The 18,701-nt window shown below is 55.2% G+C and carries 20 protein-coding genes and 4 pseudogenes; 6 read left to right on the top strand and 18 right to left on the bottom strand.

What is annotated here, in order from left to right; all coding sequences use genetic code 11:
• Positions 1–129, top strand: a 129-nt coding sequence (locus GS12_RS23565; RefSeq protein WP_072016922.1) for an ATP-binding protein, incomplete at its 5' end; no start/stop codon positions are given.
• A gap of 84 nt (positions 130–213) precedes the next feature.
• Here the strand turns inward: GS12_RS23565 and GS12_RS19180 are convergent.
• A pseudogene (locus tag GS12_RS19180) lies at positions 214–984 on the bottom strand (Y-family DNA polymerase); the annotation flags it as partial.
• Between the two features lie 616 nt (positions 985–1,600).
• Here GS12_RS19180 and GS12_RS25015 point away from each other — a divergent pair.
• From GS12_RS25015 to GS12_RS19155, 4 genes are all read left to right on the top strand, one after another.
• A complete protein-coding gene (locus GS12_RS25015; RefSeq protein ID WP_034949752.1) occupies positions 1,601–1,885 on the top strand; it encodes a hypothetical protein in 285 nt (94 codons plus the stop codon).
• Positions 1,886–2,467: 582 nt separating this feature from the next.
• Positions 2,468–3,985, top strand: a complete 1,518-nt coding sequence (locus GS12_RS19165) for a putative bifunctional diguanylate cyclase/phosphodiesterase (RefSeq protein ID WP_235421246.1) — start codon at positions 2,468–2,470, stop codon at positions 3,983–3,985.
• A 231-nt stretch (positions 3,986–4,216) separates the two neighbouring features.
• Positions 4,217–5,761 (top strand): methyl-accepting chemotaxis protein, encoded by a 1,545-nt coding sequence (locus tag GS12_RS19160; protein WP_034949750.1) that lies wholly within the window; start codon positions 4,217–4,219, stop codon positions 5,759–5,761.
• Positions 5,758–6,057, top strand: coding sequence for a hypothetical protein (locus tag GS12_RS19155; RefSeq protein ID WP_034949747.1), 300 nt, complete (start codon positions 5,758–5,760; stop codon positions 6,055–6,057). The genes GS12_RS19160 and GS12_RS19155 overlap by 4 nt, the downstream gene beginning before the upstream one ends.
• 216 nt (positions 6,058–6,273) lie before the next feature.
• On the opposite strand, the gene GS12_RS24665 is transcribed toward GS12_RS19155, so the two are convergent.
• A complete protein-coding gene (locus GS12_RS24665; protein WP_034949742.1) occupies positions 6,274–6,549 on the bottom strand; it encodes a hypothetical protein in 276 nt (91 codons plus the stop codon).
• Between the two features lie 57 nt (positions 6,550–6,606).
• On the opposite strand from GS12_RS24665, the gene GS12_RS19140 reads away from it, so the two are divergent.
• Positions 6,607–6,861, top strand: coding sequence for a hypothetical protein (locus GS12_RS19140; RefSeq protein ID WP_034949739.1), 255 nt, complete (start codon positions 6,607–6,609; stop codon positions 6,859–6,861).
• Positions 6,862–6,875: 14 nt separating this feature from the next.
• Here GS12_RS19140 and GS12_RS19135 read toward each other — a convergent pair whose 3' ends face one another.
• From GS12_RS19135 to GS12_RS19055, 16 genes and pseudogenes are all read right to left on the bottom strand, one after another.
• Positions 6,876–7,154: a hypothetical protein gene (locus GS12_RS19135; RefSeq protein WP_052118530.1), complete on the bottom strand. Its 279-nt coding sequence runs from the start codon at positions 7,152–7,154 to the stop codon at positions 6,876–6,878.
• Between the two features lie 753 nt (positions 7,155–7,907).
• On the bottom strand, positions 7,908–8,255 hold the full coding sequence (iraP, locus tag GS12_RS19130) for an anti-adapter protein IraP (protein WP_034949737.1): 348 nt from the start codon (positions 8,253–8,255) through the stop codon (positions 7,908–7,910).
• 717 nt (positions 8,256–8,972) lie between these two features.
• Positions 8,973–9,359, bottom strand: a complete 387-nt coding sequence (locus GS12_RS19120) for a hypothetical protein (RefSeq protein WP_052118529.1) — start codon at positions 9,357–9,359, stop codon at positions 8,973–8,975.
• 356 nt (positions 9,360–9,715) lie between these two features.
• Positions 9,716–9,958 carry a hypothetical protein gene (locus GS12_RS19115; protein WP_034949733.1) on the bottom strand — a complete coding sequence of 81 codons (243 nt, stop codon included), beginning with the start codon at positions 9,956–9,958 and terminating at the stop codon, positions 9,716–9,718.
• 388 nt (positions 9,959–10,346) lie between these two features.
• Positions 10,347–10,970 (bottom strand): DUF2913 family protein, encoded by a 624-nt coding sequence (locus GS12_RS19105; protein WP_034949729.1) that lies wholly within the window; start codon positions 10,968–10,970, stop codon positions 10,347–10,349.
• Positions 10,971–10,988: 18 nt separating this feature from the next.
• The gene (locus GS12_RS19100) at positions 10,989–11,213 is read right to left on the bottom strand and encodes a KTSC domain-containing protein (protein ID WP_034949726.1); all 225 of its coding nucleotides are present in this window, start codon (positions 11,211–11,213) and stop codon (positions 10,989–10,991) included.
• A 338-nt stretch (positions 11,214–11,551) separates the two neighbouring features.
• Positions 11,552–11,785, bottom strand: coding sequence for a hypothetical protein (locus GS12_RS19095; protein ID WP_034949724.1), 234 nt, complete (start codon positions 11,783–11,785; stop codon positions 11,552–11,554).
• A gap of 596 nt (positions 11,786–12,381) precedes the next feature.
• The gene (locus GS12_RS19090) at positions 12,382–13,422 is read right to left on the bottom strand and encodes a hypothetical protein (protein ID WP_031594195.1); all 1,041 of its coding nucleotides are present in this window, start codon (positions 13,420–13,422) and stop codon (positions 12,382–12,384) included.
• A 1,246-nt stretch (positions 13,423–14,668) separates the two neighbouring features.
• Positions 14,669–14,896, bottom strand: a pseudogene (locus GS12_RS19080) (Y-family DNA polymerase); the annotation flags it as partial.
• A gap of 2 nt (positions 14,897–14,898) precedes the next feature.
• Positions 14,899–15,276 carry a peptidase gene (locus GS12_RS19075; protein ID WP_031594198.1) on the bottom strand — a complete coding sequence of 126 codons (378 nt, stop codon included), beginning with the start codon at positions 15,274–15,276 and terminating at the stop codon, positions 14,899–14,901.
• 200 nt (positions 15,277–15,476) lie between these two features.
• Positions 15,477–16,115, bottom strand: a complete 639-nt coding sequence (locus GS12_RS25190) for a DUF1173 family protein (protein ID WP_405083328.1) — start codon at positions 16,113–16,115, stop codon at positions 15,477–15,479.
• A gap of 76 nt (positions 16,116–16,191) precedes the next feature.
• Positions 16,192–16,725 (bottom strand): annotated as a pseudogene (locus tag GS12_RS23555) (DUF1173 family protein); the annotation flags it as partial.
• Positions 16,726–16,773: 48 nt separating this feature from the next.
• Positions 16,774–17,148 (bottom strand): phospholipase D-like domain-containing protein, encoded by a 375-nt coding sequence (locus tag GS12_RS19065; protein WP_235188767.1) that lies wholly within the window; start codon positions 17,146–17,148, stop codon positions 16,774–16,776.
• A gap of 602 nt (positions 17,149–17,750) precedes the next feature.
• Positions 17,751–17,984: a KTSC domain-containing protein gene (locus tag GS12_RS19060; protein WP_034949718.1), complete on the bottom strand. Its 234-nt coding sequence runs from the start codon at positions 17,982–17,984 to the stop codon at positions 17,751–17,753.
• Between the two features lie 97 nt (positions 17,985–18,081).
• Positions 18,082–18,519, bottom strand: a pseudogene (locus GS12_RS23550) (IS30 family transposase); the annotation flags it as partial.
• A partial coding sequence (locus GS12_RS19055) for an IS3 family transposase (RefSeq protein WP_034949716.1) occupies positions 18,491–18,701 on the bottom strand: 211 nt, incomplete at its 5' end. The pseudogene GS12_RS23550 and the gene GS12_RS19055, both read right to left, overlap by 29 nt.

The following is an 18,701-nucleotide window of genomic DNA, read 5'->3' as shown; positions in this document are numbered from 1 at the left end:
AAGATGATCGGGGACTCAACACATGCCGATGCCATCCTGGATCGGCTGGTTCACGGGAGCATCAAGATAGAACTTAAAGGAGAATCAATGCGAAAAATACAAACCACGTTGACCGAAGGAGATCGGTGAAGTTAATGTAAAAATGGTTCTGTGAAAGTGACACGAACCGATCTCCATCAATGTTACTCACCGATCTCCTTCATGGTAATACGCAACAGCCGCCTTGATGATATCCCGGGAATCACGGGCCGGAACAGCAAGCTCCGTTACAGCCTGATTTTTATAGAACGATTCATTCTCTGCAAAGGGACTGGTACTGATGAATACCGCTACTCGTTTACAAAACTGGTGCTCTGCGCGTAACTTTTCTGCTGCACGTTCGGCATGAGCGCAGACGGCCTGATGGATGCTGAATTCATCTGTAGGTTTTTCTCCAAAGGAGCGGGAGCATATGATTTGCTCCTTTGGAGCTGTAAACTCTTCAAGGCCCAGGCAGGGCGTGCCGTTGAGTTCTCTTACTGTTCGTTCAACAACCATTGAAAATTGCTTACGAATAAATGAAGGAGACAGCTCAGACAGCTGGAGTGCATTGTTAATCCCCATCAACTGCAATTTTTTACCGAGCCGACGGCCAATACCCCAGACCTCTTCGACTGGCACCAAGGCCATTAACTTTCGCTGTCGCCCTATATTGCTCAGGTCAACTACTCCTCGCGTAGCTGGCCAGCGTTTACTTGCATATTGGGCCAGTTTAGCCAGAGTTTTCGTTGGGCCTATCCCCACCCCCACGGTAAGGTGTGTCCTGCGCCTGATCTGCTCACGTATCTGATGGCCAAAAACCTCAAGTGATAAAAGACCACTTACTCCCGTAAGATCGCAAAAGGCTTCATCAATACTGTATATTTCTACGCGGGGAGCTAACATCTGCAAAATAGTCATCACTCTGTCAGACATGTCAGCATTTATGTGGAATGGAACATCAAAATGAGATGAAGTTCATTCAGTGGTCGTTTCTTACAACATGTGCGCTGCACGCGCGCATCCCGAAACTGCTTCAGTTCACTTCCTCGCTGCATGTGTCTGCCGCCATTCTGCCTGACCCCATGGGCGCAGATGTATATATTCTGATTAATCTGTCTGCCAGAAAGGAAGGGGTTTTATTCATGAAGGGCAGGACTCACGCTAAAAGCCGGTGGTGAATACGACGCCGGTATGGAAGCATAAAAATTCAGTTTTACCGCTTACGCTTGTTGTTGTGGCCATCTTTATTATCATTAAGGTCCTCCGGTGGCTCATCCGGATCACGATAAAATCAACAGTCAGTAAGTTCCTCTTTAAACCGTCCACGTGGCGGTTTTTTTATACCCGGAAATGCTGTTATAAAAAAACATCGATCTGAACAATGCCTTCAGCATTCATTATGCCTGCAGAGATAAAGCAGAAAAACTGCCGGGTCGTCAAGCTGAATGAGAGGAGTTCCTGTCGCCACATTAACGGCCCCCTCAGCAACTGTGCATTTTACAGTACTCTGGCGTATGGTACTGGAAAGCCTGCCCGCAAGGGGCAGAAGTTATAAGTCCGCCTGCGTGAATCCCGCCGGATGAGTGTCTCACAGGAGCCAGCCGGAAAAGCCGCGCAGAATTACGTGCCGCTGGCAACCTTCAGGCGGCGTCAGCAGAAAAATGATGAAGAGGAGGTGACAATGGTGTCCGGCGCAACGCCCTGGCGGGAGTCCCTCATTCGTCTTATTGCACTACGGCTGCGCTACCGGCGCGCCTGCCTTAATCCTTCCGTAAGTGCGACGTTTCTGTCCTCGATGCTGTCAGAGATTGAGGACGCAGAGCGTGACATGGCGCATCTGGAAGAAAAATATGTGCATCGCTGACGCCTTTAAAATGCCACTGCCGCTAAGATTCTTACGGTGCCGGGCAATAGCGTATGTCAGCCGCAATTCCGGTGACGCAACACGATACCAGCATGCTTTCCCCTGATTAAGCTGTTTAACGGGGCTCTTTTTTCCTCTCCGCAACAACTTCGCCTTCGGTTTTTTTCCGACATTTCTGCGTGCGCCTTCGGTACCGCACCATCCTGTAAGGGACAAATCATGGCAACTGAACTCTCACCTGCCGCGCGGTCAGGGTTACAAAGAGCGCCTGCAGTGCCAGGAATATTATATGGGCAGGGCCCTGTTATTTTAGTGCGCGGAGCCGATACAGTCTGTATGCGCTTCTGACGGCTTCTCTGGTTTCTTCGCTGACTACAGGTGCCCGTACAGCCTCTCTTTCCGGGACCGGGCAACAGCAGGCAGCCGATGACAGGCTTCATCCGCTTACGTTTTCATGCTCATTTTAGGATAAATAACGGGTTATTTCTGGCAGCAGGCAGGTATTGTGCGGGAAGCACGTCCCGATCTGGACTGATTAAAAACAGCACAATGTTCACTGAAAATACTGACGGGAGTCCCCGGATGCGCCAGAAGCTTCTCCGGCTGGCCATGATTAACATGGCTACCATTTTTTTACTTTCATCTCTCTGGGAATTCGGGCTGGAAAAGCATGTTTCGGGCGTATTTGGCCTGGACTATGACGCTGGCTTTGAAGCGAGTGAGAGACTGAGATTTATTCTGACGTCCACGGTCTTTGCCGGACTGGCAATGATAATCCCGGGCCTGCTCATCGCCGGCCTCATCCGCAAAAGTCTCGCAGCAGAGAAAAGTGCCCTCCTGCTTGCCGGAACGGATGAGCTGACCGGTACCGGTAACCGGAGGGCGTTCAGCATCCGCCTTGCTGAACTTGACGCTGGCGGCACACCCTACACCCTTACCCTGATTGACGTTAACGACTTTAAGAGCATCAACGACCTTCACGGTCATCAGCAGGGTGACGCCGTACTGATCACTCTGGCCCGGCTGCTGACTGCATTCGCCGGGCCTGAAACACATGTATTCCGCATCGGTGGTGATGAGTTTGCTGTTACCTCCGGACATTCTCATACGGATGAGGCCATTGAGACAGCCCACACCCTCATCAGGCATGCGGCGAGCGTACGGACCGGACCGGGAACGTTCCTGAGCCTGTCCGCGGGAGTGGCCAGCCCTGCGTGCAGCGCCGGATATGACATCGTGCGGGCGGCCGACCTTGCTATGTATGAGGCGAAAAGGGATACAGCGCATCCGGTGGTTCGTTTTACGCTGGGCCTGGAGCAGCGGTTCCGGCGCCGGGAACGGTTACAGAATGACGTTGCCATGGCCATCAGAAATCACGACATCGTACCTTTCCTGCAGCCGCTGGTCTGCCTTAAGACGGGCCGAATCAGGGGGTTTGAGATACTGGCGCGGTGGATAAATGCTTCCGGCCGGGCCGTTGCCCCGGACGTATTTCTTCCCGTAGTGGCGAAACTGGGACTGATGGACACGCTGACCGCCCGGCTGCTGGAAGCCGTTGTCCCGCTGACCCCAGAGTGGCCGGCAGGCCTTCATCTGGCACTGAATATCACTCCGGATCAGCTGCTTAAGCCGGCGCTCACGGCCTGCCTGTCCCGCCTCATGCAGCATGCCGGACCGGTCAGGTTAGAGCTCGAAATTACCGAACAGAACGTGATGACGATATCGGAAGATGCCCGGCGGGCTATCCGCACCCTGAAAGAATCCGGCATCGGCGTGGTGCTCGATGATTTTGGCACCGGCTATTCCAACCTGTCGGTCCTGCTGGGGCTCGGTATTACCCATATCAAGATTGACCGCTCGTTCGTCTCTGACCTGATAAACAGCCCTCAGAAGGAGAAGGTAGTTGAGACCCTCTTACTGTTGTGTAAGGAGCTGGGCGTTACGGTGACGGCTGAGGGGATTGAGGATGCAGCCACCCTGGAATGGCTGCGGAGGCGGGGCTGTGATTACGGCCAGGGCTATCTTTTCAGCCAGCCCGTTCCGGCAGAGCGTGCCGCTGGCCTGACTGAGGCGGGCTATCCGGGCATAAAAAAACCATAACTTAAAAACACATCAGATATGCGATTGATACCGGAATCAGCTTAAGTAACTTCTGCATGCCACAGGCAGGCATTTCGGCTGTCCGGCATTCAGACTATATGCGATGCGCCAGAACGAGCCTGCTGCAACCCCTGAAAACTATATAGCGCGCAATTTTGTTGCACTCCGCCCTACTGAATGCGCGCTTTCTGCCGATACCCCTTCATCAGACAAATGTTTCCCGGAGAACCGATGAAGATTTCAGCGCGCCTCAGCGCAGGCTTTGGCCTGCTTATTCTGCTTTTTGTCCTGTGCACGGGTATCGCCGTTCACGCCCTGTGGCAGGCCAGGGAAGGGATGAACGATACCGTCGATGTAAAAATGAAGCGCTTTGCCCTGGTGCTGGATATGCGCGGCGGCGTGCGCGACATGGCGATTGCCGTGCGCAACCTGGCCCTGCTGTCCGACGCGGCACAGATGCAGCCCGAGTGGCAGCGACTGGTTTCCCAGCGCGCCGCTTATATTCAGAATCGTGAGCAGCTGGAAAAAAGCATGTCCGGCAACGTTTCTGCACAGGGAAAGGCCGCGCTGGAGCGGGCGCTGTCAGCAGAGGGGGCCGCCCTTTCCACGCTGATGACGGCCGGAAAGCTGGGGCTGGATAACCGCCAGCAGGAGGCCACCGCCTTTCTGATGGCCACCGCCCGTCCTGCGCAGAAAAGTCTGCTGGATGCCCTGAATGACCTGACGGGCATTGAGATGCAGCTGAGCCGCGATACCGTAGCGGAAAACAGCGCCAGTACCTCCCGGACGGCCGCCGTTCTGTCTGGCCTGGCACTGCTTTCCATTCTGATTTCTGTGGCAACCTGTTATCTGCTCGTCCGGATACTGATGCGCCAGCTGGGCGGTGAACCCGCCGAGGCCCGTACGCTGGCTGTCGCCATCGCCGCCGGCGACCTGACCTCGCCGGTCACGCTGCGCCGCGGTGACACCTCCAGCCTTCTCGCCTCGCTGGACGGCATGCAGGCGAACCTGCGCGGACTGGTGTCGCAGATTAAGGACGCGTCCGCCTCGGTGGCGCTGGCCGCCGACGAAATTTCTCAGGGTAATACCGAGCTTTCCTCGCGCACCGAGCAGCAGGCCGCCGCCCTGCAGGAAACGGCCGCCAGCATGGAGCAGCTGACCGCCACGGTAAAAAGCAATGCGGCCGGCGCACATCAGACTGCGGCCACGGCGCGCGAGACGGCCACGCTGGCCCGCGCCGGTGAGGCAGACGTGCAGCGCATGTCGGAGACCATGAATGAGATTTCGATGAGTGCGGTGCGGGTACGGGATATCACCTCAGTCATTGAGGGTATCGCGTTTCAGACCAATATTCTGGCGCTCAATGCGGCCGTGGAAGCCGCACGCGCCGGCGAAGAGGGCCGGGGGTTTGCCGTTGTGGCGGGGGAGGTCAGGTCACTCGCCCAGCGCAGCGCCAGCGCTGCCCGTGACATCAAGCTGCTGATTGAACAGGCCGTGTCCCAGGTGGAAGGCGGCGTGGCTGCGGCTGCCGGTACAGGAGAGAGTATCCTGAGAATAGTCGGCATGGTGGGTGAGCTGGCAGACGCCATGGACAGCCTCTCCCTCTCCTCCGGCGAGCAGATGCAGGGTATCTCCCAGGTCAGCATCGCCGTCAGCCAGATGGACGGGGTGACGCAGAATAACGCCGCCCTGGTAGAGGAGTCGTCTTCGGCATCGCAGTCGCTGTCAGAGCAGGCCCGTGCCCTGCGCGGCATGGTGGAGACCTTCAGCGTATGACGTACCACAGTGAGGCTGTTTTCGCCGGCACGGACCGTATTACTACTCTCAAGGCCGATGTGGACACGCTGTTACGGCAGCTCAGCGAGGGGGAGTACCTGAGCGTGGATACGTTTGCCAACAACTGGGTTCATCTGACGGCCCTGTACGCCAGAATTCAGGTGCAGATGAACGACCGGGTCCTGATGGACCGGCTGGTCCGCACGGACCTGCTGCTGACCGCCGACCTGATGGCTGTGGGCCGGATGATTATGGTGATGAACAATTTTCTGCGCTGCACTGCCTCCACGCGCTGAACCGGCCCGCCGGTTTACGTTGACATCAATTTAATCTGACTCAATACTGTGCGCCCTCAACGGGGCGCGGACCCGCTGCTGTACGTCCGCCCGCCGGAAAAATGCGGCCCCGCCCGGAAGATATGATGATATGAAAGATGAACCCCACGGGAACCGCGATGCGGCTCCCGCCACAACTGCGCCAGAAACCATTGACCGGTTTCTGTACTTTGCGCTCTACCCCGGCGTCGCCTGCCATGACCCGGCACGCTCAGCCAGATCCTGCAATGGCCGGAGCAGACCGGCGTTATCTGCCGGCAGCGCGACACGCAGCATGATGAACGGCTCGTGCTGATTTTCCTGAAGGAGCAGGGCCGCCGGCTGAAGATAACGGTCGCCGGCATACCGGCGGATAGGGTGTCGGTGACGGACACGGCCTGTGATGAGCTGAGTGTGCTGACTGAGCGGGTCGCCGCGTTGCGCGAAAGGCTGGTGCGCGCACGGGCCTGACATCGTTTTACCGCCTCCCGTCCGGTATGGGAGGTATCATAACCACGCCGGGGGAACTGAATGACGTCGTTCCCGGTGATATACAGCAGCACATCTATGCGTCAGGAGTATGAAGTGGGTACCGACCGTCCGGATAATATGGAAAATGTTAAGTCAGTGATAGGGCATGCCGTCTCCGCCCTGATGAAGTCAGGAAAGGAGGTGAGCGTGCAGGAGATACTGGCCTTTCTGAAGCAGCAGGAGGCCCGGTCTGCGGACGGCCGTAAAAAGCTTTACGGCCGGGCAATCAGCGTCGTTGCCGGTGACACAGACTGATGATGCCGGGTGCTTCAGTGTTTTAACACCGCGCCGGACGGCGCTGAGGCATCCGCCCGGTCCGCGACGCGGCCGGCGGCGTTCTCCTGTTTCCGCATGCCCAGTGCCGCTTCAGCTTCCCGGATGGCGGAAAAGGTTGCCTTCCTGCCGGCGGCATCCTTTTCCGTCATCAGCATCTGCTGCAGCCTGAGGAGCAGCGCTGACTCATTAACCGGCGCGCCCTCTCTGAGTAAAAAAAGCACCGCCTCACCGAGCTTCGTGTCTGCCCGTTTTTCATCTTCTGTTCTGTACATTAACGTTGCACCGCATTCCTGGTTTCAGTTATGGCCAATGCCGGCGACGCCGGTATCTGCCGGAGGACTCAGTCATCAATGGTAGCCTCTGCGACGGTATGTTCAACCGGAAATTTATGCACCGCACGGCATCCGGCTTTCCGGAGAAATAATAATGCATTCTGAGGCGGATACCTGGTGGGCAGAGCCGGAACAGCGCAGAGGCCGGCGCGTACTCCCGCGCCCGGCACTCTTTCAGCTGGTTGCTACCCTTAACTATCAGCATGCGTTACTAACCTTTTGATGAACTTAATTATTTTTCTGAAGTCAGAATGATATCGGGATATTCCCCGTAACGAATTTCCCCGCCGCCGGCGGGTTTTTTTTGCCTGAAATAGCGCTGTCTGATGAGGTCTGCAGCCCGTACATCGGGCATGTTGCATGACCGGTTCTGCCGGTTCGCTTGCGTATCTGCTTTTTTGTATCAGAATGACAGCGTGTCTGTTTCAACCGATCACGGGCACGACGAGTTATTCTGAACTTCTTTACTGGTTCACCCGTCAGGATGGCGGGTTTTCTTGTGTTTTAAGCGCGGCGCAGTGACATTCATGTGAACAGCCTGAGTTTTCCCGGCCAGCGCAGCACGTCACGCAGAGATGTGCCGGAGCGGGTAAAAGAAAGGCGGGTATGCCCGCGCTCTTCAGAAAAAAGACATGATGCCTCTGTACCGGCTCCGCAGGCAGGCTTAACGTTAAGGTACGACCGCCCTGACGGTTATGGCTTTTCCGGGAACGTCACGCCGGTCAGTTTATCAAGCGCCTGATGATTGATTTCTTCATCCGCACCATCGACCGCAGCGGAAATGCTCAGCAGGGCCTGCAGCTCGCTTAACAGGATGGCCGCATCGGATTTAAGCAGTTCGTCGGACTCAGCGGAGTCAATCACGGTATTAATGGCCTTATTAGCGCTTTCGATCATCTCCGTCACGCCGCCTTCCCGGCTCACAGCCAGAACAAGCGCGCTGATCAGCAGCGACTGTGCCTCGACGCGCGCCGTCAGCTGCTTCATATCTGCATCGATATGTGAAATTTTAGCCAGCATGCTCAGTACCACGTTTTTCATAGCGTCCGCTCCGGTTAAAAAGGGTGATTTTACTCCTCAGTGCCGGCCCTGCCTACAGCGGCGCTCTGAAAACACACCCGGCAATGCTGAAATGCGCGCATCCCCCCCAGAATAAAGGGTCTGACACGGCCTCATTCCGTTCCCTTCATAAAAAGAGTGCCGCTCTCACGTGCATTTTCTGAAAAAGGACACTGATGAAAAACTCATGATTTATCTGAAAGAAAATGTCTTTGCCCTGAGCCGGACAGGACCCGCGGGGCTAACCGGGTATTTGCTGCTCAGCCTCTCAGACGCGACGGATGAAATACAGCAGCATGACCGGCCCGGTGCGCAGTGCGCTGATTATCCGTCGCTGCAGCCCCCGCGTCAGCGACGGATGGCACACATGCCGGATAAACAGGCTGTAATCGTGTTCGCATGCAGCAGGTGCCAGCACAGGCTGCAGCCGAACAGGGGGATTTATTTTTTGCAGTCACTACCGGCTACGGGTCTCACTCTCCGTTCGGCACACACCCGACGTCAGGTCTGATACCGCCTGCAGTGATTTGTACATAACTTATCCACCGTTTTTGTGGATAACATCAGAAGCGTGACTGTATCCCACGAAATCCTGCGCGAAAATACTTACCTCTTCAGCTTTGCCGCCATCGCAGCCTGCGTCCCGTCAGGGACAACGAAGTACTGTTAAGGGAAAATAGCGAGCGCCCTGAGACTCAATCAGTGACGGGTCCGGGAAGGAGACAGAGTACGGACATCAGATCCTGTGGCGCTGACTGCGCAGGCAACCACCCCGTCAAACCGGATACCGAGGCAGCATACGCCCGCCGTGGTCAGCCGGATGAAATCGACGCGCTGCAGACGGGTGACCTGCATCCGGAAGCAGGAATGAAGCCGCACTTCACCGCCCATAATCCGGGTAAACGCGTGCATGACACGGTTGTTGTTCAGTGTGACGTGCAGTTCTGAAGAAGCCTCACTCAAAGGCCTGACGGGCTCATTCTCTGCCGCCAGAAAGGCCTGAAGCCGCGCCAGAAGGCCGTCGCTGGTAAAACCGGTGTCGAAGACCTCGTTAAGTAAAATTGTATAGTGCCTGAGTCCGAACATCTCTGCTCCGCCGTTCACCGGGTGTATGAGAAATGATGACCCATCCCTGCCTCTTTCGGCTGTCCTCTCAGGCAGCCTGCAGAAAAAAACAGGTCCGGTTTTTAATAAGGTTAAGTCGTGGCATATGCTGTGCGGGAGATCACAATATAACGATTAAGGACGGTGAAATACACCTGCCCGCCGGATACACAGGCCGGCAGATAAAAAAGTCCTGTACGATGCCGGGAGGTTATCACGGCTATCCCTGAAGATTCAGAATGCACCGGAGCCGCATGCCTGCTGACGGTAAAGGTATCGGGCAGGCTGAAAGGAAATATGAAGCTATGAAAAGGCCGTCTGGATAGCACGGCCCTGTATCAATTATTACCGGGATTATCTGACGGGTTTTTAGACGGTATATAACGCTGTTTCATCTGATGCTCGTTTCTGAAGTAGTCTTGTCCGCACTCGGCAGAACAGAAGGCCGTACCGGCCACGGCCGCTTCATCCCTGCACCAGATACATCTGCCGTCAGGACTCGTCAGTCCGGGCTTGCGGGCAGACAGGGCCGAAGCAATCAGCGCCTCCTGAACTTCATGTGCTAAATCTGCGTCATCCATCGTATTTTCCCGCGTATGAGTTGTTATCAGTTGACACGCCAGTAAAAAAATACCCGTTATAAACCGGGTACCATGGGTGATTATAGTTCATGCATACTGCCATTGAATAAACGACCTGCGCTGGCAGCGCAGGAAAAACACGCACGATGGCATAACACTTCATTTTTCGCTGGTCCGAAACCGGTACCACCCACCAGGCACGCGCAGTGTTACAGCTGTGCACGCAGCCGGCATGCATGCTGGCTGACTCCTGAGGAAGAAATATCCGCCTGCCGGGATGCCAGAGACGGGCAGGGAGCCGGGGCGTTATGTCGCGGGGACCTGTATCTGCATAATGATGACAGGACCGCCTGCGGAAAATAAACACAGCTATAAGGGGCCGGAAAATTTACGGAGTCAGCCTGCGTATGATGTCCTCATGCTGCACAGTCTGTGTCATGAGATAATAAAGCACCGGGTCACTGCCAGCCGGCTCCCGCCGCCAGCCCGAACGCTGCAGCAGGGAATCCAGGGCGTTCAGGTCGCCGGTGATACGGGCAGGCAGAGGCGCCGTCTGAAGACCGGCCGGGTTAAATCCGGCGTGCAGGGAGTCCTTATGCAGATACAATCCCGACACGGACGGGTTCAGCCGCAGCGCTTTCCGGCCCTGCCACTGGCCTTCATCAAGCAGCCTGTAAACCCAGCCGGCCATCTGCAGCGCCTGCAGGGCGTGCTGCAGGCGGGACAGGTCGTTCTGCGTCAGCAGCGCGTCGCTGCCCGTCAGCCAGAGGTATTCCAGTTTACCGGGCAGGTCAGCACGTATTCCCTTTTCGCGCCCCTCACGGAGCAGCCACCGGATTTCCGGAGCCAGCTCTTTACTGAAGCGTCGCTGTTTTTCAGCGACGGCGAGCCACCGCGTCAGAAAGAGTGTTTCCTGCGCGGGCGTGCCCGCCTGGCCGTCCTGTCGCGCCATATGCAGGGCAATCAGGCCACACCAGGCCAGATGCCCCACCGATGTGTTACCCGGTTTCATCCGCTTCCTTACTCTGTTTTACAGCGGGCCGCTCTGGCCACGTACCGACAGGTAGCGTCCGTCGATGCTGCTGCGAAAAAATGCATCCGCATCAGCGGCGGCACAGAATGCCTGATACACCCGTGCGGGCACGGCCAGCCATCGGCGGCAGCTGCCGTTGCGGTACTCCAGCTCCAGTACGCCGGACGTCGGGTCAAATCCGGCGCTGCTGAACAGCGTGGTATTCATATCATGTCGCTTCATGGAGCCGTCCCTTATGCCGGTAATGAAGGAAGCCTACTGTAGCAGAAACGTCCGGCTCTGAAAAAAGCGGGGCTGCGCAGCCAGCAGACTTTTCCTCAGGAGCGCTTTGATGGGCAGAGGAGATGCCGGAATCCGGGAGGCATAAGCCCCGCAGCGCCGTCAAAGAGACCAGGACAGAGTCTGCTGGTAGCCGGAAAATACAGGTCTGTTAACTTAAGACTGATAAATACGGCCAGGTCTTCAGACCGGGCCCTTCAGGTTCAGGTCTGCTCTGGCCGCAGAGTATAAAGTAAATGAGCAGGGCACAGCGCCAAGCGGTAAGCGTGCGCGGCACCCGTTCAGGATCGGACAACCTTTTTTTTCAGATTGTGAACTGCGCCAGCCCTGCGTGAACCTGCTTTTGCTCTGGCGTATTTGATGACGGTTAACCAGCGGATATCACTGCAGCAGTTAAGGTAGGCCTGCAGCGATAAACGCAGCTGTTCCCAGCTGATGATTTGCAATTCAGGCTGTGTCCGGTTCAGGTACCCCAGCTCACTGAGGGCGAGGTCGACACTGCGCTTTGCGTCCATCAGGTTTCCGCCAGACTGATAAACGCCGGCTATCTGCCTGATTTTCTGAGCGCAATTCCCGACTGCTGCATTCACTGTCAAAAACATCCTGTTTTATATTTTTATATGGCCCTTAAAAGCTGAATTCTTAACAGAGTGATAGAGTGGTTTCGGTATAAAATAGTTCCCTATTTAAACAGATATTTAGCAGGGTTAACAGGCCTGTTACTGAACTCACACCCGGGAATGGGCGGGTCCGGAGAAGCATCAAAGATGGACCCGGATACAGACGGCCCAAATCATCCAGCAGTCAGGTCTGGTGAGAAATCCACATCCAATGCTTTACTGACCGCGACACACCAGTGCCAGTCATAAATAAAGATGCGTCAGGTTGTCGTGTCACACGTGCTGTTTTCTTTATGCGGAGAATCCCCCATAACGGCGGGGTCAGGTCAGACACGAACATACCTACATCCGGGAAAGTTACATTTTTCAGCAGACAAAAGGCCTGCGGATTTACCCGCAGGCCTTTTTATTTATGCTGGTTCCGGAGGTGAACTACACATCAGAAAAGCGTACCGGAATACCGGTGTGATTATTATGCCCTCCGGTTTCTTTCAGGCCCTGATTTTCCGGTATGCAGGATGAGTATTTACTCCCCACAAACCGGCCAGCGCACTGACAACAGCCCCCGCCAGAAGAGCGATAAATGACCACACTGCGATTTTTGCAGCCGCACTTGCAGCTTGATCTGCTTTTTCTCTTGCCTGCTTTTTAAATTCCGCGTACTGCGCCTTCGCATCGTCCAGATTACTCCGGAGCTGAGTCATGCGGTCGCTTACCTCCTGAACAGTTTTGTCACGCGCCTGAATGAAGTTATCGACGGCTCTGTCCGCCTCTTCCGGTGACAGACGGGTATTATCTGCCAGCGCCTTTTTCACCTCATTCCTGTCGACACCTTTGCTGACCTCATCCGCCCGTGACTTCAGTTTACCGCTCAGCGTATCAATAACGGCGTCGCTGTTGCCCGGGTTGACGGCCAGATTTTTAACCGAATCCGCAATGTCGCCCGCCGCCGCCTGAAGCTGGGACTGCAGAAACTCCGGCTGAAGTTCTTTTATGTTGCTCCTGCGCAGCGCATCCAGCACCTGTCCGTCCGCCTGCGGGGCCGTGAGCTGCGTGTTCAGTCCGAGCCTGTCAGCAATATTCTGAGCAATATCTGCTGTTGCGCCAGACGCTTTTCCTGCGGCGCTACCCAGTCCGCTCACGGCAGAGCCCGTGGCAGATGCTGCCGCGCCAACGGCGCTTCCCGCCATATGCATAATGCCGCCAGCGGCGGCGAAGCCCAGCACGGAAGCAACAAGCAGAGATGTGGCCCATGAGAGAAATCCATGGATGGTTCCATCCGCGCCCGCCAGCCTGCCGGCCACAAATCCGCCGCAGGCCAGACTCAGGACTATCGAGATAACTGACCAGATCAGAACAGCCTTGTCAGCACCGTTAATCACATCGTCAGACTGAGGTGAAAGCATGGAAAAGCCCAGGCCGGACCCAAGCGTGGTCAGCAGCAGGGACACTGCCATTACCGTTACCACACCCGCAATGATACTGCCCCACGAGACGCGCCTGTTTAGTTCCGCTTCTTTTACAAGTTCCATTGTCATCTCCATTTAAAAATTCATGAAAAGGCGGGGTTCATCCACGCCCGGATTAATCTTAGTAAAAATATGGGGCACTGAAAGCCGGTCAGCCGAAGCAGACATCACCTGCGCTGTCAGTGTGAGGAGGAGCGGGGTACGGACACTTTAAAGCCCGGGCAGGTGCAGGTGAGACGCTTACCTGTACAGAACGGACATGACCTGAAAACCAGAAATTTACAAGGCGGTGATGATAGTGAGGCCGTCCTTCGTGCAGGTGATAATCAAATCAGACAGTTCATTCCAGGACATCCCCCTGTCTGAATTCAGCACGTAAGCACATCAGCTCCACTACTTTTATGCCTGTTTCGCCAGATGCAGCTAAGCTGATTTCGCTCTCATTTCGGGGGAGCGAGGCATAAAAAAATGCCTGCAGGAGGAAGGCTGCGGGCGAACCTGTAAGAGCTCTGCGAGTATGTCGTTATCCGGATAACTGAGTATTTCACTAAGTTTTTGGACCCGGCGACTAAAGATGGTGATTTTAATGTTTCCCCCTGCTTTATGCACAGCCTTATTCCTGAAATGCCCCGCAAAAAACCTCATCAGGGATGCTCAGGGTGGCAGTGAATGCAGGAAAGCTCGTTATCTGACAAGTGTTAATGCAGACCAGATTAAGCTGACTTATGTTAGCCGGTATTAAGTTTTATCATTGCCATCCATCTGATAATAGGGTAAAAAAATAATCACACCCTTTCAAAACATAAGAAACACTGCAATTAAGATGGTACTGATATGAGGCTGGCGGACAGGCTCTTTGAACTGAACTCACTGCTTATCGTTTTCATTCTGCTTATTGTGTGCGTGGGGGGCGGTGAAATTATTGCACTTACTTTCAGATTGCCTGCTGAACCTTTAATAAGTCTGGGCGTGCTGGTCTTTTTTGCATTACTTATCCCGGTAGCCCTTCGCCTTCATAAACTGTCAAAACTGCGAGACTGACTGGCATAAAGAAACCGGCTTTCGCCGGTTCCATCAGTCACGCTAATGCCGGCTCTTCACTCTCAGACAGTCAGCCAGTGTCGCTGCCATCTGCCAGGCCGGCATTAGTCTTTATGACTGATTTCGTGCGCCTCTTAACAGTTTCAGCCAGCGCTCAGCCAGCAACAGAACGTGTTCATCCGGTAGGATCAGCATTGCGTTCACCTCTGTCAGCAGTTGTGCTGCTCAAAGTTTACTCAGCTAATGTTGCATTCCACTTAACTTACTAGAGTTCGTAATTAGAGCTGAACACCTGAACGCCGTTCTGCCTGAAAAAACGCTCATTCTGAAACAGCGGGGCGGCCATTTTGATGCCCATGCACTTTGCTTCGGCCGAACGGGCGATAACGCATCCGTCGTTGTTTGACACGACAACGACAGGTTTACCGCGCAGATCAGGCCTGAACACGGTTTCGCAGGAAGCGTAAAAGTTATTGGCATCGGCCAGCGCACACATGGTTACTCTCCCGCCGGTCCGGTGAATCCCAGTCCGGCCACATCGGTAAGTGCGTAGGCAACCACACCCCACACGGGAAGTCGCTGACTCACATCCAGCAGAGTGATTGTTTCATCCGCATCCGGCGCCTGCAGGGCGGGAACCGGATCGAGCAGCAGGCGCCGCAGCGTCAGCTCCCCATCGAACTCGGCCACGATGAGCTGGCCGAGCGCCGGTACCAGCGCACGATCAATGGCCAGCACTGACCCCTTAACGATGCCAGCATCAGGAAAGCTGCTGTCGCTGCGCATCAGATAGGTTGAATAAGGTGAAAGATGAACGAGGTCGCCCAGACTCAGGCGTGTTTCGGTGTAGTTATGGGCCGGGCTCTGAAAGGCCATGAAAATACTCCATTCTGACAGCTTTTCAGCTTTAAGACGTGAACCTGTAATGCCGCTGTCTGCCACACAGTGCGTATCCGTTACTCAGAATGTCAGTATACGACGCAAGCCGGGGAGTTGCCTGCATTAAACCGTGCTCAGCGGGGCGGAAAGGCCGGTATATCATGGCCTTCAGGGTCTGCAGAGGCATCCCACTGCCATCATCGTCCGGGCCCGTACTCTCTGTCGTACGCCACCGTTTTAACCTGTTTACGCTGCAGATAATCCGGGGTGTTCATGCCGAACACCTCCATCGGCAGGGCTTCCGCGCCGGCGACGTCCGTCAGCACGAAATCGGGGAATACATTTTCTTCACCGTCATAGCGCAGCGGCTTGATGAATGCGCGCTTTTCCTCCCACAGGCGTGCCTCAACCATTCCCTCATAGCGCGAGTCCAGGGGGATATAGCGCGGACTGACGGTCATCAGCGCCGCATCAATTATTCTGCAGCTGCTGCGCGGCAGGTTCTGGCCGTCTCTTCGGATAAAAACTGTTTCCGGCACCTCGGTTTCACAGATAACCATGATCCGGGCACCGCGGCGCCAGTCTCCAAGCTCGCGCGAAAAGCTATGCATGAGACGTACTCTGACGTCTTCAGGCAGCTGCAGCACGGGAAAACCGGCAAAAAGCCCCAGCGACAGCGTGGACTGCAGCCGCGCATCGGCCGCATCGCTCCAGGCAGCCAGCTGCGAGATCAGGATGAGACGGCGTGACCCGCTGCCGGCATCCTTTGCCACCTGACGGTTCTGCGCAACCTGCGGCGAATCCTTCATGGCCATCAGCATCAGCGACTGCTGCATCGGCACCGGTCCGATACGTACGTGTGGCCGTTTCATTCAGCCGCCAGCTGACCCAGCCCAGATAGCGCTTTTTCCGGTCAAAGGCGGGGTGCCAGACGTTGATGCCGGACTGCTCCCAGAGCAGGTGCAGCAACCCCAGTAGGCGCATCGAGGGCTGCCGGCGGCGCTTAACGGGTCCGGCGTAGACCGGGATAGCATCCGGTTTTTTTTCCTGGATATCTTTCTTCAGCATGCCGGTGGGGAGGTGTATGATAATGCTCCCGTCCGGTGCCGCCTTTACGGCATCAGGTGCATAAACAGCGGCCTGCCTTTCATCAGACCAGACGAAATAAAAGCGGCAGTCCGGCGCGTGCTCATGGCCGGAAAATGGCCATGACGCGAGCCAGCACTGATCTGTTTTCTGTGAGAGGTGCACCTTCAGTCGCCGGCTGCGGGCGTCCTCATCGGGTGGCCGGCACAGGCAGGTCACCACCGTCGTGGCTTTATTATCCCGCGCGTATTTCAGCCAGCGCTGCCACTGTTCCGGCTTTTCCGTACGGAAGTTTGCGGCGCATTCCCGCGTTCCGCGCAGGCCGGCGAACCGCACCGGAAATGTTTTCTTTACCGCCATAATAAGCATCCTCAGGACCTGAATACTAAATATATACCCTGCGTGATGTTAATTCAGCGCGGGTGCCGGGCAGGTTACTGGTGAGGATTCATTCCACAGCCGGTTAAATTCCGTCTGATACAGTCGGGCGGTTTCGGGCTCGCCCGTAATAACCAGCGCGTTTTCAGCATTTCTTTTTTCGGCCGAAGAAGTGTAATTAAATGAACCCGTTTCAATCGCGCTTCCGTCAGCGACAATAAACTTATTGTGCATGATGCTGTACATGCCGTTGACGCGCACCTGCATACCCGCGCAGGCCAGCGCGCTGACGAGTGACCACCGGTCCCGGCTTTTCTTTTCGTCGGCAACCAGCCGTACCGTCACGCCCAGCGCCACGGAAGCCGCCAGCACCTGCGGCACGGGCTGGCTGGCTGGTGAAGTCATAAGCCGCCACATCCATGCTCTGGCGCGCACTACCGGCGAACTGCAGTATCAGGTGCCGGGAGAGAATCCCGTCGTCACCGTAGCGAACGAACAGGGTATAAATGCAGTCGCGGATAACACGATGACTATGGCAGTGTATTTATTCACTTCTATTTTCCCGGCTGAAAGATGATTAACCATTCTATCACGCCGCGCGTTTATTTAATTAAATAACGCACTGTTACTGTTGCAACAAAATATAACAAATACGTATTAAGTCATTATTAATTCCTGCCGATAATATAATTCACACAGGGAGCGGGGGAACCATGAACGAATTTCACCAAATAAACATTCTTACATCGCGCGGTGATATTAACGGGGCACTTTCACTCATCAGTAAATGGAGTGAGAGCATTGCCCGTAAAATTATGGAAAAGGCCGGCTACAGTGTGACGCCGCATCCCGGTCGCGCGTTCTGGTCATGGGTGCAGGCCACGCTGACGGATTCCGCCCGTCAGTGCCGCTGTGGATACCGGGTACGGGCTGAGCGCAGGGCCCCCGTCTGCTACTGTCGCCAGCAGGCGCGGAAGAACTATGATGCGTACGCGCAGATGATGGCCTTAGACGTCACGCCGCAGGCTGAGGCTGCCCCGCACGGAGAGGTAGCGCCCCTCGATGCGGGTCCTGAAAAAAGTGTCGCTGTCTGCGGCCGCGCAGAACGCCTGGTAAACCTTTGCCGGCACGGCCAGCCAGCGCCGGCACGCGCCGTTCCGGTACTCCAGCTCCAGCACGCCCGAGGTCGCATCAAAGCCCGCCGACCTGAAAAGCACGGAGGTGATGTCATGTCTGTTCATCCTGTGTTCCTTCTGCACGACGCTTTTGAGATGTTATGCCTAATGTGGCAGAACTTCCCGGTAGCCATCATTTTAATGTCCGCTCTTCGCTGTGAGTTCAACTGATGGACGCAACACACTTATTGAACCGCTCTGCGGGTGATTCATAGTCTAGCGTTTTTCTCGGTCTTTCGTTGAGCTGTCTGGCAACGCTGTTTAGTCTCTGCTGACTGTGAACCGATAAGTCAGTTCCCTTTGGAAAATATTGTCTGAGTAGCCTGTTCGTATTTTCATTTGAGCCACGTTGCCAGGGAGATTGAGGATCACAGAAGTAAATCTGGATGTCTGTTGCTACAGTAAACCGGGTGTGACTGGTCATTTCAGCTCCCCGATCCCAGGTTAATGTTTTATATAGCTCAACAGGTAATTCCCGGGCTTGTCTGATGAGGGCAGATATAACCGTTATGGTCTTGTTGTCCCTGATTTTGGCTAACATAACAAAGCGGGAATGAATCGCCACGGATAATCTAGACACTTCTGAGCCGTCGATAATATTGATTTTCATATTCCGTCGGTGGCATCTGATCACTCGAACCATGCCGACGCTTACTGTTATAAAACATTTCGATGTAATCAAAAATATCGCTGCGGGCTTCTTCCCGCGTTCCATAGATCTTTTTCTTTATCCGTTCACGCTTCAGCAACTGGAAAAAGCTTTCTGCAACCGCATTATCGTGG

It is taken from the genome of Erwinia oleae, assembly GCF_000770305.1.
GTDB lineage: Bacteria > Pseudomonadota > Gammaproteobacteria > Enterobacterales > Enterobacteriaceae > Erwinia > Erwinia oleae.
The sequence above is the reverse complement of the archived record's forward strand: the minus strand, read 5'-3'. Positions and strand labels throughout refer to the sequence as shown.